Here is a 24400-nt window from a genome sequence, read left to right on the forward strand (position 1 = left end):
CTCCTTGACCATCCCTTATGACTCCCTTCACGTTTTGGGTAAATAACTCGCGAGGATAAATAAGATAAAGACGCACGGCCACGCAACAAGAAGTTAACATTTACACTTACCCAAGCAGGGGACAATATGAGAAACTGGCAATGATTGCGCAAACATTACTATTTTGACGCCATAATTCAGTGGTCAACGCTTTGAATAATAAAATAAATGCTCAGAAAGGCCGTTCCCGTACGGCTACGCTCGAAGATGTTGCTCAGGCCGCCAGCCTTTCACCCATGACGGTCAGCCGCGCCTTAAACAATCCCAAAGTCGTGCGCCCGGCGACCATTGCCCGCGTGATGGAAGCCGTGAGAAGTACCGGTTACATCCCCAATATGCTGGCCGGTGGTCTGGCGACCAGCCGCACGAAACTCATTGCCGTCGTCGTGCCGCAGATTAACAACAATATGTTTGTTGATACCGTGCAGGCCATCAGCGATCAGTTAGCGGCACGGGGTTATCACATGCTGTTGTGTATTGTCGGCTATGAGCCGGAAGATGAAACCGATATTGTCGCCACCCTGCTTTCGCGTCGACCGGACGGGATTGTGCTGACCGGCATTCATCACACGTCGGAACTGAAAAGAATCATTCTTAACGCCAATATTCCGGTAGTAGAAATCTGGGATTTAACGCCCACGCCGATTGATATGCTGATTGGCTTCTCGCACGAAAAAGTCGGCAATGCCATCGGTGACTATTTCCTCGGCAAAGGCTTCAGGCGTTTTGGCTTTATCTGTGCTTCCGATCGCCGCGCAATGGTGCGTAAAAACGGGGCAATCAGCGTGTTGCGGGCCATTCCTGAGCACGACATTAAAGAAGTGATTGTTTCCCGTCCGGCGAATATGGAAGTCGGACGCCAGGCACTGCGCCAACTGCTCGCCAGCGATCACCGCTTTGACGCCATCATTTGCAGCTCCGACACCCTGGCGCAGGGCGCAATCATGGAAGCCGAATCGCAGGGTTTACGCGTGCCGGATGATTTCTCGGTGATCGGTTTCGCGGACCTGAATTTTGCCGCCCATAACCGCCCTGCCATTACCACCGTCAGCGTCGAAAAATGGGATTTAGGCATCCGCGCGGCAGATATGCTGGCGGATAAAATTGAAGGCATCGCGGTTGAGGAACCTATTGTTGATATGGGTTACAAACTGGTTATTCGGGAATCAGCTTAGCGCCTTGCACACTTCAGCTTTTGTTTTAAACATAATACTCCACCCCCAACCCTCCCCTTCGCAGGGGAGTGAGTTGTCCGCGTAATTAATTCAACTTTATATTTTTCCCGGTTATAAATAACCCAGACAATTGAAACTCATTCTTATTTGTTAAAAATGTTAGCTAACATTCATAACAACAAATAACAGAAACTTTCCGTGCGGAATTATATTGATCTAAATTCAACCCACAAAATCATGAAGAATACTTTGATAAACAATGCTATTTCCCCCTTAGCCATTCACAATAAAAACAATCAATATCTCATTGATTTAATGATACTTTAAATCAAATTAAACCCGTGGAACTCCTTAATGCATTTCCCGCCTTATAGTTCATGGGGAATTTATTCATTTATTTTAGATGTAGCGGTGATATTATCGATTTGTACCCAAAAAATAATAATAATTAACCCAAACTTAACATCAGGCATGTGAGAGTCGTAATTCTATGCTCCTTCAAAAAAAAACAACCCGTCGCAAGTTTTTACTTGGGTCGCTGATGGCTTTGCCTGTCGGGACCATCATGATGAAAGGGCTGTCAGCGGCACAAGCTGCAGAAATGGCTGCCCCGGATTTACTCGAATATAAACCGATATTTTTCAGCGCCGATGAGTGGCAGTTTATTATGGCCGCCGCTGACCGCCTGATCCCTGCGGGTGGCAAAGGCAAAGCACCGGGCGCACTCGAAACCAATGTGCCGATTTTTATCGATCAGCAAATGCACGGCGATTTCGGCGAAGAAATCTATATGCAGGGCCCGTTCAACGTGCATGCTCCGGCGACGATGGGGTATCAGATCCCGTTCCGTCCGCAGCAAATCTACAAAACCGGCATTCGTATTGCGAACGCCTGGTGTCAGCAAAATCATCAGAAAGCCTTCCATGAACTGGCCGATCAGGACAAAGACAATGTGCTGACGCAGTTGCAGAAAAACGGCATCAAATTTGCCGATGCGGGCGAAGAAAATCTTGTCGCCTCGCAATTCTTCAGCGAACTGCTTTCAGACACCAAACATGGCTATCTGGCAGACCCGATCTACGGCGGGAACAAAGGGATGAAGGCGTGGATTGCCATCGGCTTCCCCGGCGCTCGCGCCAGTTTCACTGAGTGGGTTAAGCAGCACAATGTCCCGTATCCGCTGGGGCCTGTGAGCCTGCAGGGCGCGCGTGCCTGAGTGCCTCGCCCTATTACCGTTTTCTGATGACTGACAGGATTAAAGATGGCAAAAGTAACTAAACCAGAAGTCGACGTCGTTGTTGTCGGCCTCGGCTGGGCTGGCTCGCTGATGAGTATCGAGCTGGCGATGGCGGGCCTGACCGTTCGTGCGCTCGAACGTGGCGGCGATCGCGGCTACGAAGAATTTGCTTACCCGAAACCGGCGGACGAATATGCCTACGCGGTACGCAATAAAGTCATGGCGACGCCGGCTGAAGCCGCTGTCACCGTGCGTTACAACATGAGTGAAACCGCCCTGCCAACCCGTAAATGGGGTGCATTCGCGCCGGGTACCGGCGTGGGTGGTTCCGGTCTGCACTGGACGGCGGTATTGATTCGCCCGACGCCGACCGATTTAAAACTCAAAACTTACGCTGACGAAGCCTACAAACCAGGCATCCTGCAGGAAGACATGCGGATCATGGATTTCCCTTTCTCCTGGGATGAAATTGAGCCGTATTACACTAAGTTTGAGCATATCTGCGGTCAGTCCGGCAAAACCGGTAACCTGCGCGGTCAGATTATGGAAGGCGGGGATCCGTTCGAAGGGCCACGTTCCGAGCCGTATCCGCTGCCTGCGCTGGAAGACACGCTCAACAGCAGCATGTTTGCTGAAGTCACCAAAAAAATGGGCTACCACCCGTTCCCGAACCCGTCAGCCTGCGTGTCCCGCGCCTGGACTAACCCGTACGGTAACCAGATCGCGCCGTGTAACTACTGCGGTTATTGCAGTAAATACCCGTGCCTGAACTACTCGAAAGCGTCGCCGCAAACGGCGGTGATGGACGCGCTGAAACGCATGGATAACTTCTCTTATGAAGTGCATGCCAATGTGCTGAAAGTCGAACTGCATGATGATAAGAAAACCGCCAAAGGCGTGATCTACATGGATGCAGACGGCAACGAGTGCTTCCAGCCAGCGAAAATCGTGGTACTGAGCAGCTTCCAGTTCTGCAACGTGCGGCTGATGCTGCTGTCCGGGATCGGCAAGCCTTACAATCCGATCACCGAAGAAGGCGTGATTGGCCGCAACTATGCGTTCCTCAGTAACGGCGGTTCGACGCTGTTCTTCAAAGACAAAAACTTCAATCCGTTTGCCACCGCAGGCGCCACCGGCCAGATGTTCAACGATATCTCTCCGGGCAACTTCGACGGCCCTTCCCTTGGCTTTATCGGCGGTGCGAAAATTCACAGTTCGCAGGCCACCGGCACGCCAATCAGCACCTCGCTGCCAAAAGGCACGCCTGCGTGGGGCACCGGCTGGAAAGAAGGCATGGAAGAATGGTACGGCCATTCGATGAAAATCAGCATCACCACCACCTGCCAGTCTTACCGCGATATTTATCTGGATCTGGATCCGAATTACAAAGATGAATATGGCTATCCGCTGCTGCGTATGACCTTCGACTGGAAACAGAACGAACTCAAATTGCAGCAATATCTGAAAGGCATCGTGGGCAATATCACCAAAGAGCTGAACCCGGACAGTTACAGCGAAAGCTTCCTGCCGATGGACGCGCATTTTGACCTGACCAAATACGTCTCTACCCACAACGTGGGCGGCGCGGTGATGGGCGATAACCCGAAAACCTCGGCGCTGAACAAGTTCCTGCAAAGCTGGGATGTGCATAACGTATTTGTGCCGGGCGGTAACGCTTTCCCGCAAAACTTCCAGGCTAACCCGACGGACACCATTGGTGCGATCACCCTGATGGCGGCGCAGGCGATTAAAGATCAGTACCTGAAAAACCCTGGTCCACTGGTTCAGGCATAAGCGGAGATGAACAGGATGAAACTCAAAAGTTTATTTATCGCTAACGCCTTGCTGCTGGGTGCGGGTTTTATGGCGAATGCGCAGGCGGATACCAATACACAACCCGACAACGCAGCGCTGATCAAACAGGGCGAATATGTGGCGCGTCTGGGCGACTGCGGCGCCTGTCATACGGTGGCGGGGAAACCGGCGTTTTCAGGCGGGCTGGCGATCAACTCCAATCTGGGCACCATTTATTCCACCAACATTACACCGGATAAAGACCACGGTATTGGCGGTTATAGCGAAGCACAATTCTCGGATGCAGTGCGCAAAGGCGTTCTGCCGGACGGCACCCGTTTGTATCCGGCAATGCCTTATCCGGATTACGCTAAAATCAACGATCAGGATATGCACGCGCTCTACGTTTACTTTATGCAGGGCGTAAAACCGAGCGCAGAACAACCGCCTGAGACCGATCTGAGCTTCCCGTTCAGCCAGCGCTGGGGCATGCGTTTCTGGAACTGGGCATTCGCGTCTGACAAACCTTTCCAGCCAATCGGTGGCGCTTCTGAGCAGGTAAACCGGGGTGCGTATCTGGTGGAAAGTCTCGGGCACTGCGGCAGTTGCCATACTCCCCGCGGTTTCGGCATGAACGAAAAAGCGCTGGACAGCAGCGACTCTGATTTCCTGGCAGGCGGCAGTCTGAATAACTGGGATGTGCCTTCCCTGCGCGGCGTGGCGCACTGGAACGAGCAGGAAATTGTCGATTATCTGGGCAAAGGGCGTAATGACAAAGCAGCAGTTGGTGGCGAAATGACGTCTGTGGTGGAAAACAGTACCGCACACATGACCGATGACGACCTCAAAGCCATCGCGGCCTACATCAAGTTCCTGGGCGGTAACCCGCCGGTTCCGGCAGAGGACACGCAAAAAGCCAGCGCGACCGAAGCCAGACTGACGGCGGCGAAAAACCTCAGCGAAGGCGAGCGTTTGTATCTGGATAACTGCGGCGCCTGCCACTTTGTCACCGGCAAAGGTGCACCGGGCGTTTTCCCGCAACTGGATCAGGCAACGATTGTGAACGCGAAAGATCCGACCGGGCTGATCCACACCATTCTGGCGGGCGCGCAGCAACCGTCAACGGCACGGGCGCCGTCAACGCTTGTGATGCCGGGCTTTGCCAGCCGTCTGACGGACGAAGAAGCGGCGCAATTGTCGACCTTTATCCGTCAAGGTTGGGGCAACAACGCACCGGCAGTGACGGCGAAAGACGTCAGCGAAGTCAGAAAAACCCTGACGAAGTAATCACTTTTGCAGGCTCAAACGGCTTTCCTCACGGAAGGCCGTTTTTTTATAGGCGATCAGGCAGCGGGCGTTTCATGCAAATGACGCCACAGAATTTTCCCTTCTGCATCCACCACAAATAACACCGTCGAATAACGCAGTGTTTCCGGCTGGCCGGGCAACTGCTGGCGTTCCTGATACGCGACTACCGCGCCTTTTTCACTTTCAGCAATCACCACCGGCTTTTCGACCTCAATCTTCAGCCCGCTTTTCGCGCCCCGCTGCGCCCTGAAAAAAGCACACAATGCCGGATGATCCAGCCGGTGGCCGGTGATCGTTACCATCGAATAGGCCGGACTAAACCGCGCCAGCAGTTCATCACAAACCTGCCCAGGTGCAGCGGAGTCTGAAAACCAGCGCTGAATTAACCCATGCGCATCAAACACTTCTTTCACAAAACGATTCATAACTTTTCCTGTTGGTGTTCCTGTAGAAGCCGTTCCAGAATAATGGCGTGCCCCGGTAACCGCAGACACAACATGATGGGAATAATGACGCTGGACGCCGCAACGGTGAAACTCAGCGGATAGGCGAATGCCGGAACAGAAAGCTGCCAGGCACTCAGCATCACGCTGACCAGCGTCACGCCAAGACAAAAACTCAGCTGGCGGTTGATGTTCCACAGGGCGCTGGCGTCAGCCAGTTGTTCAGTACGGATATGTAAAAACGCAGCGCTTTGCGCCGTACTGCTGCACAGACTGCTGCCCGCCCCCATTAACGTAAACGCCGCGATTGCCAGCCACGGCGCTGCAGGAAACACACTGAGCAGCGCCAGCAAACCAATACCCGCGCCCTGAATCAGACAGCCCGGAATAAATAACGCCCGCGGCCCGAGCCGGTTAAACATTTTGCCGGTAAAACTGATGGCAGCAAATGACGCCAGTGACCACGGCAACATCAGCCCGCCCGACTGCGCCGCCGAGAAGTGGTGTTCATTCTGCAGATACAGCATGGCAATCAGGCTGACGCCGGTAAACACGCCGGGAATACACTGATAAATCAGCATGCCGGTGCGCAATAACGGATCTTTTATCAGCGTCAGATCCAGCAGCGGCTCAGGGTGTTTTCGCGATGCCCGTACAAACATCGTCATCAGCCCTGCACCGGCCACGAATAATGCACTGCCGCTCAGCCATTCACTGTTTTCGCCCAGAGATGTCAGCCCCCATAGCACCAGCGCCAGCCCGCCATTCAGCAGCGCAAATCCTTTCAGATCGAACCTCCCTGCCGGTTCACGCGGCGTTTGCGGCAGCCAGCACAGTGCCAGAACCCAGGCCAGCGACGACAGCGGCAGGCTGGCAATAAACACCCAGCGCCAGCTAAAACTGTCCACGATAATGCCGCCGAGAGCCGGAGACAGCGCCGGTGCCAGCAGCCCGACCAGCATGATCACCGCAGACAGCCGGGCGCGTTCATGGCTGCGGTACAGTGCATAAGTCAGCGTCTGCCCGAGCGGGATCAGCAATCCGCCGCCAAGCCCCTGCAAAACCCGCCAGCCAATCAGCGTGATCAGGCTTGCGGCGCCCGCTGCAGCGAGTGAGGCAAGCATAAAAATCGTCAGCGAGAGGATAAACACCCGCCGCGCACCGAAACGCCCCGCCAGCCAGCGGCTGAGCGGAATAACTAGTGTCAGCCCCAGAATATATCCGGTACTGACCCACGCCAGCGCGCTGACTGGTGCCTGAAATTCCCGTGCAATGCCGGGATACGCCACATTGGCGATAAACATGTTGATCAGATCAACGAAAAAACCGAGCAAATACACTGCGGCAACCCGCGCCCTGTGACTCATTCTTACGCATCCACAATGGGTAAAGGCGGGCAATGTAACGGAGAAGTTCTTACGGATAAACGGACGCGGTGCAGTTACACTGTCAAAATTATTTTGACAGTAAGGACGCACAGGATGCTGAATTTACAGCGGCTGGAGATTTTCGTCGCGGTGGTTAACGCAGGCAGTTTTACCGGCGGAGCAGTCTCCCTCGGGCTGACCAAAGCGGTAGTGAGTTTTAATGTGAAGCAACTGGAAAGTGAAACTGGCGTCGCACTGCTGACCCGAAGTACCCGGCGGCTGGCACTGACGGAATCAGGCGAACGCTTTTATCAACGCTGTCAGGATTTATTGCAGGAAGCCGAAGCGGTGCTCGACGACGTGCGTCGTGATCACGCTGGCCTGAGCGGTCAGTTGCGGATCACCAGTACACCGGAATACGGCGCGCGCGTGGTGGTTCCGGCGCTGGCGGCGTTTTCTGCACTGCATCCGCAACTGCGCATTCAGCACGTCGCCTCTTCACATCACGACGACCTGATCGCCGGACGTTTTGATCTGGCGATCCGTCTCGGCCAGTTGACTGATTCTAGTCATCACGCCGCCGCACTCGGGCGTTTCGGTATACTGCCGGTGGCATCTCCGGCCTTTTTGCGCGAACACGGAAACATCAGTACGCCGGACCAGTTGGCCGCAAGCCGGTGGATCGCTCACAGCCGTCTGCCGTTACCTATGAGCTGGCCGGTCACTGATGCTCAGGGAAAGCAAAACCCGTTTCGCGTGACGACGCCGCCCGCCATTGTGGCCGACAGCGCCTCGGCGTTGTTAGCCTTTGCACTGGCAGGTGCAGGCGTCGTGCTGTTGCCGGACTGGCTGGTGCAGCCGGAAATCGACGCACAGCGTTTATGCCATGTGCTGCCCGGTCACCGTTTTCCGCCACAGGGCATTTTCGCGCTGTATCCTAACACCCGTCACGTGCCTGAAAAGGTGCGAAGCTTTATTGATTTTCTGCAAAGCCGGCTGGCGGAGTTCCCCGCCCAAGCTAAGATTTAACTCAGCTCACGGGAGGAAACATTCATTATGATCATCGAGACATCACGGTTGCTGCTCCGGCCTGTTACGGCTGAGGATATTCCCACGTTTTTTGCTATTTACGGCGATCCGAAAACCAATCTTTTTAACCCGCGCGGGCCATTGCCGGACATCGCGGCAGCACAGGAAAAACTGAACAACTGGCTGAGGGAATGGCCGGATAATGGTTACGGGCACTGGGCCATTGCGCACAATCATCAACCGGATCAGATTATCGGTTTCGGCGGGCTGGGTATCCGTGAAGGCTACGAAAATCACCGTGTGTTTCTTGGCTATCGCTTTGCGACAACAGCGTGGGGAAAAGGACTGGCAACGGAGTTTGCCAGCACAGCGCTCAGCACCGGTTTTGAGAAACTGGGCATACCGCGGATTTCGGCTACCGTACGTGAAAATCATCTGGCTTCACAGCGCGTTCTGGAAAAAATCGGCATGCAGAAAGTGGGTTTTGAGGGCGATCCGCTCCATGGCACGGGCAGTTACCTTTACCGGCAGACCAACCCGCGCACAGTCAGCGGCCCATCGTTCAGCTGACATAAAACCACCTTGGGCGATCGTCCCCCGCCTGAGATCGGAAAATTCTGAGTCTCAGGCATTGCTAGCTTTTTTTTTCTAAAAATACCTGTACAACTTTCTATATCTTGTATAACTTTATAGTCACACAGGCAATCATTACTCACACATCTATTAACATAAGGGTTAATTATGCGTCAGAACAGACACAACGGAATGGCCCCGGACACGTCTCATTCCTTATACAGTCAGGTCTTTTCTGAAGAGGAAACAATGGGGCGCGTTGTTGTTGAAATTCTTGAGGCAGGAAAGAACCTCAATCGCAAAGCTTTATGTTCAAAACTTTTAAATCGTGTTGAAGCGGCTGGAAGTGAAGAAGAGGAAAAGCATTATATGAAGCTTATCCGTCTGGTACTTGAACGAGATTCATGATCCACCCTGATTAAGATTATAGTGCAAAGATTGGCTTCATAGCATTTCAGTTCGACATATTATGCGGGCTTGATTAATTCACAGCCTACCAAATTTTATGCCCTCAGGCGTAAAGTACCAACTCTGAACCTGAAGCTAATCTGCCCAAGAACTTTGGCCGGCATATATTCAGAGGCTGCTAATATGTACAGAAGTAATGAAGAAAGACTGACTGATAAGCTGATAGGTGAGGCCGTAATTTCCTTGCTTAAATCGAAGAACCCGATATCGACTGACAGACTCATCGCACAATTACAGTTTATGGCTGCAAGTGCTGACAACATAAATCGGAAAAGTGCCTGCGAGCGGATTATTAATGAGATCCGCCATGATCTGGCTGATAAACGTGCGCGAATTACCTACGAAGTGCGGGATGTCGATAATGTACGACACTTTTTCAATGCTGAAGGGCCGTCCGATGACAAGAAAAGACATTGATTCATCAAAGAATCATTCGCTAAATCAGGGCGATGCGATGAATTCAAACCCATCCCAGACGATGACAGATTCTGTTTATCACTCAGATGTTTATAACTATTTCAACAATGCGGGCGAACTGTTTTTGAGTGAAACCGAAGTGTTGGGTGCCGCTATTCGCGTCATTCTGGCCGAACAAGGCAAAGTGACAAATAAAGCCATTATATTGCACCTGATTACACAGCTTGAATGCACATCCGATGTGGTGCAGTTGGATATTCTGCGTAGTGCACTGGAAATGGTTGTGGGTATGACACCCGAAAATTCCGGCGTCTGATCCCGGCTGATTAGATTTATTATATTTAATAATTTCACGTTCATTTTTGAAAACCGAACGTGACTTCACTCATAAACAGCAAGTGCGGAGGGTATCAAAATGCAAGATGTGTCTTATACTCATGTCAAATTAGCTGATTATATTCTGACAGAAGACCCGGAACTTCTGGTCGGAAATGAAACTGTCATCCGTATTTATAATAATTTAAAAAATCGGAAAGAACGGGTAACCCATAAAGATATTATTCTTTACCTGATTCAAAAAATTGAGCAGGAAAGTGATTCGGGTAAACAGGATGTATACTTAGAGGCACTTGAATACGTCGTATACCGCACTCCTGATGATGATGTCGTATAATATATCACCTGCGTAGCGTTAAGACTTTGCGAATCAGCCGGATAAATATTTTATATTTGTCCGGCTGATTCATTTAATCTTACTGAAATCTTTTATCGGACTTTTGATATTTAAAGATTTCGGTTTGTTAACAGATATTCCTGCTTAACTTCCGGCCACGCGACAACCGGTGCTCCATTTAGCCTTGGTGAAGCAAACAGCGAGCCCTGGAAATTACACACCCCTGCCGCATCGAGCCACATCCATTCTTCTGCTTTTTCAACACCCGTCGCGATAACCGATATTTCCAAAGAAGAGCAAAACCTGATAATGGCCTGAACAATGGCCTGTTTGGGTCCGCTGGTATGAATGTCACAAATCATATTGCGGTCAATCATAATCTTTTCCGGCTGGCATTGAGTCAGCAACAACAATCCCGCTGATCCTGCGCCGAAATCATCAATCGCCAGTCGCATTCCTGAGGCTTTAAGCTGTTGCAACGCTGTAACGAAATTATCTTCGCGTGTCACGACGCCGTTCTCGGTGATTGCCACGACAATCTGCTCCGGAACCAGACCATGAGCAGTAATCTCATGAACTAAAAATCCGATAGCATCAGGTACCCGGACTAACGTCATAGGCAAAAGTTTGATTGTCAGCGTTTTGTCGCTGATCCCCATCTTCTGTGCCAGTGCAAAAGCCAGCTTTTTGGTTTTCAGGTCAGCTTCATAAATGGTTGTTCTGGAAAGCGCAGAAAAGTACTCCATCGGAGAACAGCCACCTGGACCGCACAGACGGGCTTCGTAAGAGGTAATCTCGCGACTCAGTGGATCAACAATGGGCTGATACGTAAAGCTGTAATCCTTCATCTCGGGAAAGATAAATCCTGCTTCAGGTTTCAGTGACTCATCGGCGATAAAAGACCAGGAATCCGCCGGAAGAATTTCGAGATAATTTTCCTTTTCACGAGCCTGTACAAAGGTGCACAAAAATTGAAGCGCGCGGTCTTCATAGGTCAGCCGGTATTTGGACGTCCCCTTATCCAGCACGGCCTGAAGGACAACATCTTCGTGATGGTGCCTGAGGTCAAAAAGTTCCATCCCCACATTACCGAAGCGGCGCGACGGCGCGTAATCACGCATGAGAACAACGACATTATTATGCCGCTGATCGCTGCAAATCGTATTATAAATAGCATCGACGGCCTCTTCCGGCCCTTCCAGCAACTGGAAAAAGTGCATTCCGTCAAAAAGCAGAATACCGGTAATACTGTTGCGTTCATTCCCGATGTTGGCTCGCGACACCATCTCTTCCAGAGAAGCAGGCAGGACAGAGTCACTGATGTGGCTGCGGTAGACGAGGGTTAAAAGCATTAAGAAATTCCAGGGCAGGCTTCAGTTATGAACCCCACGATAACAGAAATTTTATTTACGGAAAAATCTCAATTGATTATCTTCGCTAACATATTGTGGTGAAAAAATGCCGTGATGCTCAGGCCTGTGACCATTAAGAGTAATGGCGCGGTTGCCATTTTGGAGGATAATCGCTGACATTCTATTCATTTACAGGAAACAGGGCATGACTCAACAACCCGCACCAGAAGATTTTTACAGCGAAAAATACGGCCTGACCCGTACCCACTCAGAAATCATCAACGCCGCACAGCATGTCCGGCCGGGTAAAGCACTGGATTTAGGCTGTGGCAGCGGGCGTAACTCGCTGTATCTGAACCTGAAAGGGTTTGAGGTGACGGGCTGGGATAACAACGCCATAAGCGTCGCAAAAGTGAATGATATTATCGCGGCGGAATCACTGAATAACATCAATATCAGCGAAGCTGATCTGAACACGCACCGTTTCAGCGGTGAATATGATTTTATTTTTTCCACCGTGGTCATGATGTTTCTGCAACGCGACAGCATCCCGCACATTATTGAAGACATGCATGCGGCCACCAACACGGGCGGTTATAACCTGATTGTGGCCGCCATGGACAGCCCGGATTATCCGTGCCCGCTGCCCTTCCCGTTCACGTTCAAGCCGTCAGAACTGCGTGATTATTATCGCGGCTGGGAAATCGTGAAATATAACGAAGATGTCGGCGAACTGCATAAACGCGACGAAAACGGAGACCGTTACAAGTTGCGGTTTGCGACGCTGCTGGCAAGAAAAATCTGATATCCATCAGTCCTTCGCAGGCAAACCCTGCATAGCCTGGCTTTTCGACTAAACTTAAATTCCACCCAAAAAGGAGCACGATATGTCATCACAAGACTTTGATAAAGATCCTAGCCGTGTGGAAGATAAAGTAGAAAACACGGTTAACCAGTTTGCCGGTGAAGCGCAAAAGCAATTTGGAGATTTTGTTGACTCTCCGAAACATCAGCTTAAAGGTGCTGCACGCAAATACTCCGCGCAGGCGAGTGAAGCAGTTTCTGACGTGGCGGATAAAATCAAAGAAAATCCGCTGTCGGGATTGATTGCTGCCGGTGCGATTGGCGTGGTTCTGGGGCTACTTTTAGGCCGCAAATAACCGTCCGGGAGAAACAGATTTCTCCTACACAAATTATTAACAAAAAGAGGGTATGATCTTGTCTTCTGTAGCAATCTACAGATTATTCAGACATTCCCCTTGTAGCAAATCCAATACCCGTCTCCCCTGACGGGTATTTTTTTGCCAGCTTGCGTGAATCATTGCCCTTTACCGACCAGCTGAGCGGCTTTGACGAAAATTTCATCTTCCACACCGTCCCCTTTTTTACGCCCGAGCCGCCGCAGTTCATCAATGATGCTCTCCCGGTTAATAATCGTTCCGCTGGAAATTAACCCCATAACAGCCGCACCAATGGCCAGCCCGATCAGGCCTGTCTTTTCGCTTTCGTCCTTCATGATGACCCCGGTAAATTATTCGAATTTTTCAGATAACGCTCAGTATCTATAGCTGATGTAATGGCATTTGTCAGAATTCGGGCACAGCCGGGATCGCATTTTTCTATCAGGGTTAAGGGTATCCAGCATCCGGCTGGCATAGCCTGAGGCGGAGAAATTCCGCCTTGTCAGCAGTCTGTAAAAGACCTATATTTAGACCGAAGCCTCGACAGGAGCAGTAAAACATGCAAATACAGACCATCAGCTTCGTGAAGAAGCATGCCGCTGCGCTTGATTTATCACAACCTATACTGGTCACTCAGAATGGTGAACCGGCTTATGTGATTGAATCCTATGAAGACAGGCAAAAAAGGGATGAAACCATCGCTTTACTCAAGCTGCTGACACTGGCAGAAAATGATAAAGCTGAAGGCCGGACATTGACGAGGGAACAGTTGTTAGCAGATCTCTACTGATGAGTCACTCATCTCATCGGCTCATTATTGGGATCAATTTATGTCTGCCACGAAAAGTAAAATTACGATTGAGTACCTGCAAACTGTAAAGCTATCCATTGATGAAATCGCTTCGTTCCAGACCTTACAGGGAAACGACCCTTTAAAGATCATCAACGCTGTATTAGATGAGTTTGAAACAAAAGTGAAAGTATTTCCTTTGTCCTGCCCGGTTTCACCTGATCTTGCAGCGCTGGGGATTATCAAGTATCGCGAATGCAGTACGTTGAGCGGTTATCGCATCATATATACCTATGATGAACCGGCAAATTTGATCTCTGTCTATGTGCTGCTTTCGCAGCGGCAAAATGTTCAGGCGCTGCTGTTTAAAAAGCTGATCATGGGCTAACAACGCAAAAGCCACGCAAACATCGCGTGGCTTTTTTCAGCGCGTCATCCTCTGTTAAATCATCAGTTTTCCAGCTGGTACGTCAGCGTAATCTCGGCTTTCAGAACCTGTGAAACCGGGCAGCCAGCTTTGGCTTTTTTGATGATTTCATCGAATTTATCTTTATCGATGCCTGGCAACTTCACTTTGCTGTCGAGCGCGATTTTGGTGATCGCAAAGCCGCCATCCACTTTATCGAGTGAAACATCTGCGACAGTATCGATGCTTTCCGGCGTGTGCCCCGCTTCGCCGAGCATCAGCGAGAGCGCCATGGAGAAGCAGGCTGAGTGCGCCGCGCCAATCAGTTCTTCCGGGTTAGTGCCTGGCTTACCTTCAAAGCGGGTGTTGAATCCATAGGGTTGTTCCTTCAGGGCACCGCTTTCAGAAGAGATGTAACCTTTACCGTGTTTAATATCGCCTTCCCAGTGTGCCTGTCCTTTCTTATGAATGGTCATATTTTCCTCCGGTTTGCATTACATTAACGTTAAGTATAGCTTCTGATCGGTGATCCGCGAGGATGGCCGGGCTATGCGGTCTGCGGGTAACTTTTCTATAAATCACAACAAAATAGATAACCGAGGAATAAAGCATGTTTAAACCGCAAGATGTTGTTCAGTCCAAAACCGGCGGCCCGAAAATGATCGTCCGTCGTGTTGAAGGCGACACGCTGTGGTGCTCGCGTACGGACGACTTTTCTGCCACTGAAATTGAAGTAAAAGCCGACACCGTGGATCTGTATCACGAAGACGGCGATTTTGGCGTGTGCTGATCACTCCATCAATTTATCCCTCAAGGCTGCCACGGTGGCCTTTTTGTTTTCGTCAGATTGCCAAAAAGCACAACATGAATTAATATTCGATATTATTAAATAATAATTCACGAGAACAATGATACATGGACGCCAGCATTCCGGTAGAGAAACAGTTTCAGGCCTATAACCACCACGATCTCGATGCCTTTTCCGCCTGCTACAGCGAAGACTTTACCGCCTATCGCATGCCCAATATGCTGCCTTCCTTAGAGGGGAAAGACGCACTCAGAACGTTCTATAAAAACCACCGGTTCAACAACAGCGCATTACGTGCTGAGCTGATCTCACGAACCGTGCTGGGCAATAAAGTATTTGACCATGAAATGATCTACGGAATTTATGAGACCCCCGTCAACAGCATTGCCGTGTTTGAAGTCGAAAACGGGCTGATTAAGACAGCCTGGTTCTATTTTGAATAATCATGCATTTTTTGTGACTGGAAGTATTCATTGGTTGCGGATGGATATCCTCAATCATAATTTCCAATTATGTAAAATTCTGAATATAGTGGTCGGAAATTACTGAGAATAATCTGATCAAGGGACCGGCCATAATGAATAAGCCTTTTACGTGGATGTCTGTGTTTGTTGCCGCCGCATTTTTAAGCGGATGCGCGCAGCCAACAGTTAAAAACACTGAGCAGGATCAGTCAGCACTGAATACCCGTTGCTACAGTGAGTTCAGGGCACTTCAGACGCTGGATAAACAAGCTTTCAATGTTTATAAGCAACAATTTAGTCAGCTCAACGACGCATATGCAGTTTATAAAACCAATGCTTCGCTGATTAACAAAGACTCCAAAGAAATGTTTGCGCTTGAATTAAAAGATAAGCAGACACTTATCTGTGCCCGAGTTAAAAGCGCCGTGTTCAATAACATGAATCAGCGTTCTCAGATGCTCAACGATATTTAACAGAATCAGACATTGAATCCTGGGATTTTATAATCTCAGGACTCAATGATTGCTCTACCATCCCGCCCGCATTACCAGCCTTTCACCGCATCCCCGTGATAGATAGCGTCCGCCGCTTTCACTGTCGCATCCGTCTGATAAGCCTCAACCAGCTCCTTCACGGCCTGGCTGTCTTTGTTATCTTCACGTGCCACGATGATATTCACGTAAGGTGAATCTTTATCTTCGACAAACAGGCCATTTTTGCCCGGCGTCAGCCCGACCTGTCCTGAATAAGTGGTATTGATGATCGCCAGTTCAATTTTGTCGTCATCAATGGCGCGTGTCAGTTGCGGCGCTTCGATCTCAACAATTTTGAGATGCTTTGGATTTTCAATGATATCCAGAGACGTCGGCAGCAAACCTACGCCCTCTTTCAGTTTGATCAAACCTTCTTTTTGCAGCAATAACAGCGAACGTCCAAGGTTAGTCGGGTCATTAGGCACCGCAACCTGCGCGTTATCGCTGAGCTGATCAATGGATTTTATCTTGCGGGAGTATCCTGCAATCGGATAGACGAAGGTTTTCCCCACTTCCACCAGCTTGTAGCCCCGCTCTTTGATCTGCTTATCCAGATAGGGACGGTGCTGGAACGAATTTACATCAATGTCGCCGCTGCTCAGCGCCGAGTTTGGCAACACGAAATCGTTGAAGGTCACGACTTCCACATCAAGGTTATATTTGTCTTTGGCGGTCTTTTTGATGGTTTCCCACATCTGCTGATCGATACCCGCGCTGATACCCACTTTAATGTGGTTTTCCTGCGATTTTTGATCACAGGCACTCAGCGCCAGTGCGCCCACCAGAGATAATGCCAGAACTGAAAATTTTAGTGTTATGCGCATAACGGTTTTACTCTTTCCGTGAATAATTAAAAGGTTGAAACAGCATCGCTGAAGATGCTCAGTGTTTCAAAGCCTGTCGGGATGCGCAAATACGAAAAAGAAATAACCTAGAGCGGGAATACTGCCGGAAATAAAACTCAACAACAGTTGAGTTTTATTCCCCTTATCTCTGACAAAACCTGCTGTATGCAGGTTCCGGCAGGAGGATTTTCTTATGTGGAAAGATTTCCTGATCGTAAACCGATCATTTGCCCGCCGCGTGTAATACCGCAGGTTGCGGGCGGGACAGGAAAATGGTGATGCCCGCCAGCAATGTCAGCACACCGCCGAGCAGGAAGGCACTGCTTACGCCCGCGCTGTCAGCGAGGATCCCGCCGAACAATGCGCCCAGCGCCAGCGACGTCTGGAAGACACACACCAGCAACGCCGAGCCGGTTTCAAACAACGCAGGCGACGCCTGATACGTCCAGATATTCAGACACACCGGCAGCGCACCAAACGCCAGTCCCCAGAGGATCACCAGTGCACAGGCCAGCGCCAGCGGCACCGGGAACAGCGACAACACCAGCACCGAGGCGCTGAGCAGCAGCATATTTAGCATAAACGCTTTCTTTACACCGAGCTCACGGACAGTAATTTCCGTGGTAAGCGTGCCTAATAACCCCGCCACACCGTAGCCCATCAGTAACAAAGAAATATTGCTGGCTGAAAGATGCAGGCTAAACCGCAGCCACGGCTCGAGGTAGGTATATGCCGCGAAATGACCGCCTGCCATAAATACGCCAATGATCAGTGCGTAGCGGATCCCCGCGACTTTCGTGACGCTGAGCATCGCACGCAGGCCGATAGAGTGTTGTGCCGGCAGCGAAGGCAGCGCCAGCCATTGCAGCACGAAAAACGCCAGCGCCAGCACGGCGTTAAGCATAAATGCCATGCGCCAGCCGAACAGATCCCCGATAAAGGCGCCCGCCGGGACACCTGCGACCGTGCCGACCGCCACGCCCGCAGTGATTAGCGAAATGGCCCGGGCGCCCTGCTCCTCTGACACCAGCCGCCGCCCGGAAGGAATAGCAAATGACCAGAAACCACCGACACCGATGCCCAGAATTATGCGTCCGATCAGCAGAATGTTGAATGACTGCGCCATCACGGCGATACCGTTGGCCACGATCACCGTCGCGGAGAGCAATAATAATAAGGTGCGGCGATCCATTTTTCGGGCAAACAGCATGATCAGCGGCGCAGAAATCGCGGCAACTAAACCGGGCAACATCACTGCCAGACCGGCATGCCCTTCAGTGACACCCAGAGATTGCGCGATGGGCGACAGTAAACCGATCGGCAGAAATTCGGTATTAACCAGCGCGAAGGTGCCGCAGGCCAGTGAGAAAACCGCCAGCCAGCGGCGGAATGCAGAAGTTTCTGGCCGGGTGTCCAGCGATGAGCACTCAGTCATTTTATGATCCTTAGCAAGGTGAATTATTTCGAAGGTGTTGTTTTAGTATTTGAACGTAATAAACGTGATCACCATCACAGGGTCAAGCCCTTTTCATAATGACTGCCAGGGTATTTCTTATGCACCTGCCAGATAAGCCAGTCTCCGCCTGCGATGCAGGCTGCAGAGGCGCGCGGAGGTTCAAACGGAAAAGGCACATACAGATAACGCGGACAGGAAATGATTCCACATATAAGTATGTTGTAACTAAATTGCAGAAAAAGAGATCAACCGCCGGATGCGGCGGCGAATAACGTGACGGGGAAAGAGCGTTTCAGGGTTAATGCGACACAGATTTAGAATAAAGCTGGATGATCATAATGCCGACAGCGATGCAGCCCATGCCAATCAGCGCCGGAGTATCAAGCCGCTGTTTGTAGATGAAGAATGACATGGCCGAAACAAGGAAAATCCCCATGCCTGCCCAGATAGCGTAGGCGATGCCGATATTCATCACTTTAACGACCTGAGAAAGTCCATAAAAGGAGATGGCATAACCGACGACCACAATGACGCTCGGCACTAACCGGGTGAATCCATCAGACGCCTTCATCATAGTCGTCGCCAGTGTTTCAGCGCAGATAGAAACAGCAAGGATGAGATATATTTTGAACATAAGACCTTCTCAATATGAGATTTATAAAAATAAAACATTACCCCACAGAGTCTTACATTAAACCGTCTTAACGGCAATCATGCCGGGTTTTACTGTTGTCATAAAAATAACCGGGTACGAATACTCCGAATGGCCGGAAATTATTATGTCAGCGCCCTGTCACAACGCCGGTGTGCTTCTCCCGCTTTATGATTTTCTTCTTTTATTGCAGGCGCAATTTCAAGCAAATCTTTCCTGATACGGCGGATATCATGTCAGTTCGAAGTTTTTAAAGTGGCGAAACCAATGACTATTTCATCGACAACGAAAGAATTTATACTCTCATGCTTAGAGAAAGTGGGTGTTGACAATAGAAAGTTGGCGGCTATTGCACAGGGAGCTGATATCTACGGGCCTGAAGGGTTACTGGACTCAATCCATTTAGTGGGCTTTATCGCAGAGATGGGCGAATGGATGGAAGCCAGAACCGAGGTTTCCGGGAGTTTTTTTGATATCCTCGATGGCGATCTTTTCGAAAACTTCAAAAATATCAATCAGATTGAATCACTGTTATCCCGGAGGTTTAGCGATGTCAGCTTTTCCTCCTGATAGCCAGTTTATCAGTACAGAAAAAATCGACGACATTCCTTATCAGCGTCTGGCTGACAGGGTGCCGACGCCGTTTTATGCCTACAGCGCCTCGCAAATAAAGGCCGACTTTTCAGCATTAAAAAAGTCACTTCCGGATGAGATTCATTATTTTTATTCGCTCAAAGCTAATCCCAATAAAACACTGGTTCAGTTGTTAAACCGGGAAGGAACAGGTTGTGAAGTGTGTTCTCTGGCAGAACTGGAAACAGTGATAAGTCAGGGTGTGCCCCCGGAGGATATTATTTTTGTGGGTCCCGGAAAATACATTGCTGAATTAACCCAATGTTGTCGCATCGGTATTAAAGCTGTCGTCATCGAATCCATTGAAGAAATAAAACTTCTGAATGATATTGCTGCCAGCATGGGCGTTATACAAACCATCGCCTTGCGCATCAACCCTGAGTTTACGGGCGAAAAAGCCAAACTGGTGATGAGCGGCAAACCACGGCAATTTGGCATCGACGAACAACTTTTACCGCAGGCATTTGCCTGTGTCGCACAACAGGAAAATTTACGACTGGCGGGGATCCATATTTATCTCGGTACACGGATCCTCGACTGGCAAGCGCTGGCTAAAAATACCCTGAATATTCTGTCACTGGCGGGATCTTTGCAGGAGATCTACAAGGTCGATTTTGATTTTGTCGATGTCGGCGGGGGTTTTGGCGTCAGGTATTTTGATAAAGAAAAGCCACTGGATATTGTTGCGCTCGGTGGCGCGTTAGCGCCCGTTATCCGCAATTATCATGACAAATTTCCGCGCTGTAAGATCATCGTCGAACTGGGCAGATATCTGATTGCCCGTGCAGGCATTTTCGTCACCCGCGTTAATTATCTTAAACCCTCCCGGGACGAATGGTTCGCGGTGTGTGATGGCGGAGCCAACTGTCACGGCAGCGCCGCTGGCATCAACTCGCTGATCCGGCGTAATTTTCCGATGGCCCGTCTGGGTGAAACCCGTGCCGGGACACAACATCGTTATCAGGTCACCGGCCCGCTTTGTACCCCCACCGATATATTAGGTGAAAACATTATGCTGGCGGAACTGCATCCGGGCGACCTGATCGGCATCGGACATTCAGGCGCATACGGGGCCAGTGCTTCACCCGTCAACTTTTTAAGTTTTGGTCATCCCGCCGAAATTCTGGTGGAGAAAGGTCAGGCTTTCCTTATCCGAACCGCAGATAGCATTGAGACATTATTGGCACCTCAGATATATCAGCCTTTATCTGTCGGAAATGCCTGAGGAATCTGTATGTCTCTGGAATTTTCAGCCTCCAATATTCTTTGGCATGAGTTTGAAAAAAATAACAATCCTTCTGCTACGGTGGAGAGTGAACAACTGGATAAAGTTAAAAGTTTTGTTAACGCTTTTTTTCAGTCACATTCCCGCACATGCGAAGCCCAGCTTCAGCCCGTCTCCCGTTGGGTTAACTCTCAAAACCTGACATTCACGACGATGCTCAAAAAACTGGTGACCCAGTTGGAAGAGCAGGCGCTGGTCAATGACCTGGATTTGGTGGTGCTGACCCACTGGACGCCCGATGCTGAAATTGGCGCTTCAGTGACCAATGCCATTATTTATGAAACCGGTTCTCATAACGCTTTTGGTATTGCCATCAGCGATCATGGTTTAAGCAGTGGATTTGTCGCGTTGCAAATCATTGAAGATTACCTGGAAGATATCAGCGGGGACAAACGTCCGCGTAAAGCCCTGCTGATGATGGCAGATCAGGATGCCATTCTGTATGACAGCCCTTATCTCGCCAATTTCCACCCTGCGGCCAGTTGCTGTTTGCTCCTTTTACAAAGCAACGCGACCCACGAACCCCATAAGGTCGCCGGTAATATTACCTTTAAAAATTATCAGAAAACCTCGCTGCCGGTTTCAACGGCGGACATTTATCCCCTGCTTTCCACGCTGAAGATGTTCAGTGCCGCTGAAAACGCATTGCCGCTGATTATTCTGACCAGCAAATCGTTTTCACAGGTTCTGCAACGGGATGCCAACTTCTCGGGTGTCAGGATAGAAACCTGGGACGATGCTTTACTGTCTTCAGCACCCTGGGTGTTATTAAAAAAGCTCGCTCAGAAAAATACGCGGTTCTTATTAATGATGCCGGAAGGGAAGAATATGATCTTCGCCAGTTTTGTGATGGAGAGCTGAAGGTGTATATCCATGCCATCACAAGCCTGATAGCTCCGGTTCTTACCCCGCTCTCCCTGCTGGAAAAAAAATACTGCTGGGGAGAACGGAATCATAAAATTTTTAGCCGTTTTCATAAGATGCAATCTGCCAGTCTGTTTGCTGATGAAACATTGCCGGATCTGCTCTCCGACCTTCTGCAAAAATTACGCGCTGAATGCGACCCCGGTTTATTTCGCCAAATCCGCTATGTCGCGTGGGCGCATTCTCTGCACGCCACAAGCCCGTTTGACCGGATGGAAGAACTGTCCACGGTATTTCAGACGTTTTTTGGCGACCAGGAGATCGAATTTTTTTCTGCGACACAGGCTTCCTGCGCTTCAGGTCTGGTGAGTTTGAAATATTTGCAGGCGAAAATGCGCGCCGCACAGCAGAACACTCTCTCTGAGAAAAATGGCTCTGAGAACTGTGGCTCTGAGAACCAGGCCTCTGTCTGCGGGGTGCTGATCACCGGTGAAAAATGTTTTCACCGCACGGTGCAATATGTCGATCAGAATGGTTATTTTGGCGAAGCCTTTTGCGCCACGCTGGTTGGCATGGCCCCTTCTCCTCATTCGCTGCATCTGCGCGCACTGCATTTACAACAACTCGGGGCTTATGGCACGCGGATGCGGGAAACGGATCGCGAAAGTGAAAATGCCTATGACCACGCATTTTTGCCGGTGATGACCGAAACCATTCAAAAAACGCTGGCGGGCGCGGGACGTAAACCGGAAGAACTCAGCGCCGTGCTCCCTTACCACATCAGCCCGGTGACCTTTGACCGCCTTGCTGATCGCAGCGGGTTTAGCCGGGACATCGTATTTCGCCATAACCTCTACACGCTCGGTCACTGCTTTTGCAGCGATGCGTTTCTCAATATCAAAAGCCTGCTTGCCTGTGGGGATAATGCCGTCAGAGCGCGGTGCATTCTGGCTCTGGCCTCAGGCGTGGCGGGCACCTTTGGCGCAATGGTTCTCGAATCAGACAATGAGGATATTCCATGAGCACAACCCATTTAACACAGTGGCTGGCCCGTGCTGCACAGGCTWTTCCCGAGAAAACCGCCCTGGTTGCCGGTGATGAAGAGATAAGCTGGTCAGCACTGTTCCAGCGGGTCATGAAAACGGCCACCTGTTTGCAACAGCATCACATTAAACGGGGCGATCGGGTGGTGGTCTGGCTGCCGAACAGTATCGACTTTGTGGTGTGCTTCTGGGCGGTTCAGCACCTGCAAGCCATTTTTGTCCCTCTTAACCCTGACACGCCCGTCGCGCGCGTGGGCTGGATATGCAACAACGCAGAAGCCAGTTTGCTGATCAGCAGTGCAGATCAGGCGGATGCGCGGGTCACGGCTAGTGCAGATCGCGCCCCGTATCCGGTGCTGTTTGACAAGCCGGGCACAGAAAGTCTGAGCCGCCCGGCGTTACTTTCATTACAGCAGATCGCGGCGCAGGCAGACGTTACACCGCTTGTGCCGGAAGACGCGCTGGATATCGATCTGGCCTGCCTGATTTACACATCCGGTTCCACCGGAGATCCGAAAGGCGTCATGCTGACCCAGCGCAATATGTTGAGCGCGGCGACATCCGTCAGCACCTATCTGGATCTGAGGGCAAGCGATCGGATTTTCTGCACGATCCCGATGAGTTTTGACTACGGGCTTTATCAGGCCATCATGGCCACCAGAGTGGGCGCGACGCTGATTATCGAAAAAGATTTCAGCCGTCCGTTGTTTGCCCTCAAACAACTGGTGAAACAGCGGGCATCGGTTTTGCCGATTGTCCCCACCATGCTGGCCCTCATTGCCCCTCTGGCAAAACGTTATGATTTTTCATCCGTGCGTAAAATCACGAATACGGCTGCCGCGTTGCATTCCAATGATATTGATACGCTGATTGCCCTGTTCCCTCAGGCTGAAATTTTCTCTATGTACGGGCTGACGGAATGCCATCGCTGCACCTGGCTTCCGCCAGCGATGTTGTCGACACATAAAGAGAGCGTCGGTTACGCCATCCCGAATACCGAACTTTGGGTGGTGGATGACAACGGTGTCCCGCATCGCAGCAATGCCACGGGCGAGCTGGTTATTCGTGGCGCGACGGTCATGCGCGGTTACTGGCGCAATGAAGAACAGACGCAAAAGAAATTACGTCCCGGCCCGCTGCCCGGCGAATCCGTGCTGTATACCGGAGACATCTGCCGGCTGGATGAACGTGGCCTGCTTTATTTTGTCGCCCGCAAAGATGACATTCTGAAAACCAACGGCGAAAAAGTGGCGCCGCGGGAAGTCGAAGGCGTGCTCAAACGCATCCCCGGGGTCGGACAGGTAGCGGTGATTGGCGTCCCTCATGCCATTTACGGTGATGAGATCGTCGCCTGTATTGAATGTGTGACGGCGCCCGATATTGCCCTGCTCAAAGCCTTCTGTCAGACCCATCTCGAAAGCTACAAGCGCCCTCACCGCTATTATTTCAGTGAGGCGTTACCCAAAAATAATAACGGAAAGATTGATCGTAACCGGCTGCCTGAACTCCTGTTACAGCGCTCCCATGATGTTCAACGCGAATCCGTAAAATCATAAGGAAATCAT

The 24400-nt window shown here is 50.5% G+C and carries 30 protein-coding genes; 22 read left to right on the forward strand and 8 right to left on the reverse strand.

All coding sequences use genetic code 11. The features are described from left to right. Positions 1–191: 191 nt before the first annotated feature. The 4 genes from AC1DUO_RS16170 to AC1DUO_RS16185 all read left to right on the forward strand — a co-directional run bounded on the left by AC1DUO_RS16170 (position 192) and on the right by AC1DUO_RS16185 (position 5532). Entirely contained in the window at positions 192–1214 is a 1023-nt protein-coding gene (locus AC1DUO_RS16170; protein WP_049804370.1) for a LacI family DNA-binding transcriptional regulator, read from the forward strand. A gap of 490 nt (positions 1215–1704) precedes the next feature. Beyond that, positions 1705–2430, forward strand: coding sequence for a gluconate 2-dehydrogenase subunit 3 family protein (locus AC1DUO_RS16175; protein ID WP_013577916.1), 726 nt, complete (start codon positions 1705–1707; stop codon positions 2428–2430). A 45-nt stretch (positions 2431–2475) separates the two neighbouring features. Beyond that, positions 2476–4245 carry a GMC family oxidoreductase gene (locus tag AC1DUO_RS16180; protein ID WP_013577917.1) on the forward strand — a complete coding sequence of 590 codons (1770 nt, stop codon included), beginning with the start codon at positions 2476–2478 and terminating at the stop codon, positions 4243–4245. 15 nt (positions 4246–4260) lie between these two features. Further along, positions 4261–5532: a c-type cytochrome gene (locus AC1DUO_RS16185; RefSeq protein WP_013577918.1), complete on the forward strand. Its 1272-nt coding sequence runs from the start codon at positions 4261–4263 to the stop codon at positions 5530–5532. 56 nt (positions 5533–5588) lie between these two features. Here AC1DUO_RS16185 and AC1DUO_RS16190 read toward each other — a convergent pair whose 3' ends face one another. Continuing rightward, positions 5589–5978 (reverse strand): hypothetical protein, encoded by a 390-nt coding sequence (locus tag AC1DUO_RS16190; protein ID WP_013577919.1) that lies wholly within the window; start codon positions 5976–5978, stop codon positions 5589–5591. Further along, the gene (locus AC1DUO_RS16195; RefSeq protein WP_119262395.1) at positions 5975–7363 is read right to left on the reverse strand and encodes an MFS transporter; all 1389 of its coding nucleotides are present in this window, start codon (positions 7361–7363) and stop codon (positions 5975–5977) included. The genes AC1DUO_RS16190 and AC1DUO_RS16195 overlap by 4 nt, the downstream gene beginning before the upstream one ends. A gap of 114 nt (positions 7364–7477) precedes the next feature. On the opposite strand from AC1DUO_RS16195, the gene AC1DUO_RS16200 reads away from it, so the two are divergent. The 6 genes from AC1DUO_RS16200 to AC1DUO_RS16225 all read left to right on the forward strand — a co-directional run bounded on the left by AC1DUO_RS16200 (position 7478) and on the right by AC1DUO_RS16225 (position 10523). Beyond that, positions 7478–8392, forward strand: a complete 915-nt coding sequence (locus tag AC1DUO_RS16200) for a LysR family transcriptional regulator (RefSeq protein WP_037033142.1) — start codon at positions 7478–7480, stop codon at positions 8390–8392. A 27-nt stretch (positions 8393–8419) separates the two neighbouring features. After that, positions 8420–8962, forward strand: coding sequence for a GNAT family N-acetyltransferase (locus AC1DUO_RS16205; RefSeq protein WP_112151505.1), 543 nt, complete (start codon positions 8420–8422; stop codon positions 8960–8962). A gap of 171 nt (positions 8963–9133) precedes the next feature. Next, on the forward strand, positions 9134–9373 hold the full coding sequence (ycgZ, locus tag AC1DUO_RS16210; RefSeq protein ID WP_013577923.1) for a regulatory protein YcgZ: 240 nt from the start codon (positions 9134–9136) through the stop codon (positions 9371–9373). A 183-nt stretch (positions 9374–9556) separates the two neighbouring features. Next, a complete protein-coding gene (locus AC1DUO_RS16215; RefSeq protein ID WP_013577924.1) occupies positions 9557–9850 on the forward strand; it encodes a hypothetical protein in 294 nt (97 codons plus the stop codon). Next, on the forward strand, positions 9831–10166 hold the full coding sequence (locus tag AC1DUO_RS16220; RefSeq protein ID WP_223510022.1) for a biofilm/acid-resistance regulator YmgB/AriR: 336 nt from the start codon (positions 9831–9833) through the stop codon (positions 10164–10166). Before AC1DUO_RS16215 ends, AC1DUO_RS16220 begins: the two co-directional genes overlap by 20 nt. 99 nt (positions 10167–10265) lie before the next feature. Next, a complete protein-coding gene (locus tag AC1DUO_RS16225) occupies positions 10266–10523 on the forward strand; it encodes a biofilm development regulator YmgB/AriR family protein (protein ID WP_014416580.1) in 258 nt (85 codons plus the stop codon). 110 nt (positions 10524–10633) lie between these two features. On the opposite strand, the gene AC1DUO_RS16230 is transcribed toward AC1DUO_RS16225, so the two are convergent. Then, on the reverse strand, positions 10634–11875 hold the full coding sequence (locus tag AC1DUO_RS16230) for a diguanylate phosphodiesterase (protein WP_112151504.1): 1242 nt from the start codon (positions 11873–11875) through the stop codon (positions 10634–10636). Positions 11876–12080: 205 nt separating this feature from the next. On the opposite strand from AC1DUO_RS16230, the gene tehB reads away from it, so the two are divergent. Together tehB and AC1DUO_RS16240 are read left to right on the forward strand one after the other, a co-directional pair. Then, positions 12081–12680 (forward strand): tellurite resistance methyltransferase TehB, encoded by a 600-nt coding sequence (gene tehB / locus AC1DUO_RS16235; RefSeq protein ID WP_014416582.1) that lies wholly within the window; start codon positions 12081–12083, stop codon positions 12678–12680. A gap of 82 nt (positions 12681–12762) precedes the next feature. Further along, positions 12763–13035 carry an ElaB/YgaM/YqjD family protein gene (locus tag AC1DUO_RS16240; protein WP_013577929.1) on the forward strand — a complete coding sequence of 91 codons (273 nt, stop codon included), beginning with the start codon at positions 12763–12765 and terminating at the stop codon, positions 13033–13035. Between the two features lie 158 nt (positions 13036–13193). Here AC1DUO_RS16240 and AC1DUO_RS16245 read toward each other — a convergent pair whose 3' ends face one another. Next, positions 13194–13391 carry a hypothetical protein gene (locus AC1DUO_RS16245; protein WP_013577930.1) on the reverse strand — a complete coding sequence of 66 codons (198 nt, stop codon included), beginning with the start codon at positions 13389–13391 and terminating at the stop codon, positions 13194–13196. Between the two features lie 224 nt (positions 13392–13615). On the opposite strand from AC1DUO_RS16245, the gene AC1DUO_RS16250 reads away from it, so the two are divergent. After that, positions 13616–13846: a type II toxin-antitoxin system prevent-host-death family antitoxin gene (locus tag AC1DUO_RS16250; RefSeq protein ID WP_013577931.1), complete on the forward strand. Its 231-nt coding sequence runs from the start codon at positions 13616–13618 to the stop codon at positions 13844–13846. A gap of 40 nt (positions 13847–13886) precedes the next feature. Beyond that, positions 13887–14234 carry a type II toxin-antitoxin system RelE/ParE family toxin gene (locus AC1DUO_RS16255; protein WP_014416584.1) on the forward strand — a complete coding sequence of 116 codons (348 nt, stop codon included), beginning with the start codon at positions 13887–13889 and terminating at the stop codon, positions 14232–14234. A gap of 62 nt (positions 14235–14296) precedes the next feature. Here the strand turns inward: AC1DUO_RS16255 and AC1DUO_RS16260 are convergent, their stop codons facing one another. Further along, positions 14297–14728: an OsmC family protein gene (locus tag AC1DUO_RS16260; RefSeq protein WP_013577933.1), complete on the reverse strand. Its 432-nt coding sequence runs from the start codon at positions 14726–14728 to the stop codon at positions 14297–14299. 134 nt (positions 14729–14862) lie between these two features. On the opposite strand from AC1DUO_RS16260, the gene AC1DUO_RS16265 reads away from it, so the two are divergent. From AC1DUO_RS16265 to AC1DUO_RS16275, 3 genes are all read left to right on the forward strand, one after another. Then, complete coding sequence (locus tag AC1DUO_RS16265) at positions 14863–15042, forward strand: YodC family protein (RefSeq protein WP_013577934.1); 180 nt, start codon at positions 14863–14865, stop codon at positions 15040–15042. A gap of 125 nt (positions 15043–15167) precedes the next feature. Beyond that, positions 15168–15503 carry a nuclear transport factor 2 family protein gene (locus tag AC1DUO_RS16270; protein WP_014416585.1) on the forward strand — a complete coding sequence of 112 codons (336 nt, stop codon included), beginning with the start codon at positions 15168–15170 and terminating at the stop codon, positions 15501–15503. 155 nt (positions 15504–15658) lie between these two features. Continuing rightward, a complete protein-coding gene (locus AC1DUO_RS16275) occupies positions 15659–15997 on the forward strand; it encodes a hypothetical protein (protein ID WP_225444951.1) in 339 nt (112 codons plus the stop codon). A gap of 71 nt (positions 15998–16068) precedes the next feature. Here AC1DUO_RS16275 and metQ read toward each other — a convergent pair whose 3' ends face one another. The 3 genes from metQ to AC1DUO_RS16290 form a co-directional block, all read right to left on the reverse strand. After that, positions 16069–16881: a methionine ABC transporter substrate-binding lipoprotein MetQ gene (gene metQ, locus AC1DUO_RS16280; protein ID WP_037033147.1), complete on the reverse strand. Its 813-nt coding sequence runs from the start codon at positions 16879–16881 to the stop codon at positions 16069–16071. A gap of 244 nt (positions 16882–17125) precedes the next feature. Beyond that, positions 17126–18337 (reverse strand): MFS transporter, encoded by a 1212-nt coding sequence (locus AC1DUO_RS16285; protein WP_013577938.1) that lies wholly within the window; start codon positions 18335–18337, stop codon positions 17126–17128. Positions 18338–18656: 319 nt separating this feature from the next. Beyond that, positions 18657–18992 carry a DMT family transporter gene (locus tag AC1DUO_RS16290; protein WP_013577939.1) on the reverse strand — a complete coding sequence of 112 codons (336 nt, stop codon included), beginning with the start codon at positions 18990–18992 and terminating at the stop codon, positions 18657–18659. Between the two features lie 285 nt (positions 18993–19277). Between AC1DUO_RS16290 and AC1DUO_RS16295 the strand changes: the two genes are divergently transcribed. The 5 genes from AC1DUO_RS16295 (at position 19278) to AC1DUO_RS16315 (ending at position 24391) form a co-directional block, all read left to right on the forward strand. Further along, positions 19278–19580, forward strand: a complete 303-nt coding sequence (locus AC1DUO_RS16295) for a hypothetical protein (RefSeq protein ID WP_013577940.1) — start codon at positions 19278–19280, stop codon at positions 19578–19580. Continuing rightward, positions 19561–20868, forward strand: coding sequence for a type III PLP-dependent enzyme (locus AC1DUO_RS16300; protein WP_013577941.1), 1308 nt, complete (start codon positions 19561–19563; stop codon positions 20866–20868). The genes AC1DUO_RS16295 and AC1DUO_RS16300 overlap by 20 nt, the downstream gene beginning before the upstream one ends. Before the next feature lie 9 nt (positions 20869–20877). Then, a complete protein-coding gene (locus tag AC1DUO_RS16305) occupies positions 20878–21789 on the forward strand; it encodes a hypothetical protein (protein WP_014416588.1) in 912 nt (303 codons plus the stop codon). Positions 21790–21908: 119 nt separating this feature from the next. Continuing rightward, positions 21909–22814: a beta-ketoacyl-[acyl-carrier-protein] synthase family protein gene (locus tag AC1DUO_RS16310; protein ID WP_240433056.1), complete on the forward strand. Its 906-nt coding sequence runs from the start codon at positions 21909–21911 to the stop codon at positions 22812–22814. Continuing rightward, positions 22811–24391, forward strand: a complete 1581-nt coding sequence (locus AC1DUO_RS16315; protein WP_477987986.1) for a class I adenylate-forming enzyme family protein — start codon at positions 22811–22813, stop codon at positions 24389–24391. Before AC1DUO_RS16310 ends, AC1DUO_RS16315 begins: the two co-directional genes overlap by 4 nt. The last annotated feature ends 9 nt before the right edge of the window (positions 24392–24400 follow it).

This window comes from Rahnella sp. P4_A8, from assembly GCF_056402435.1.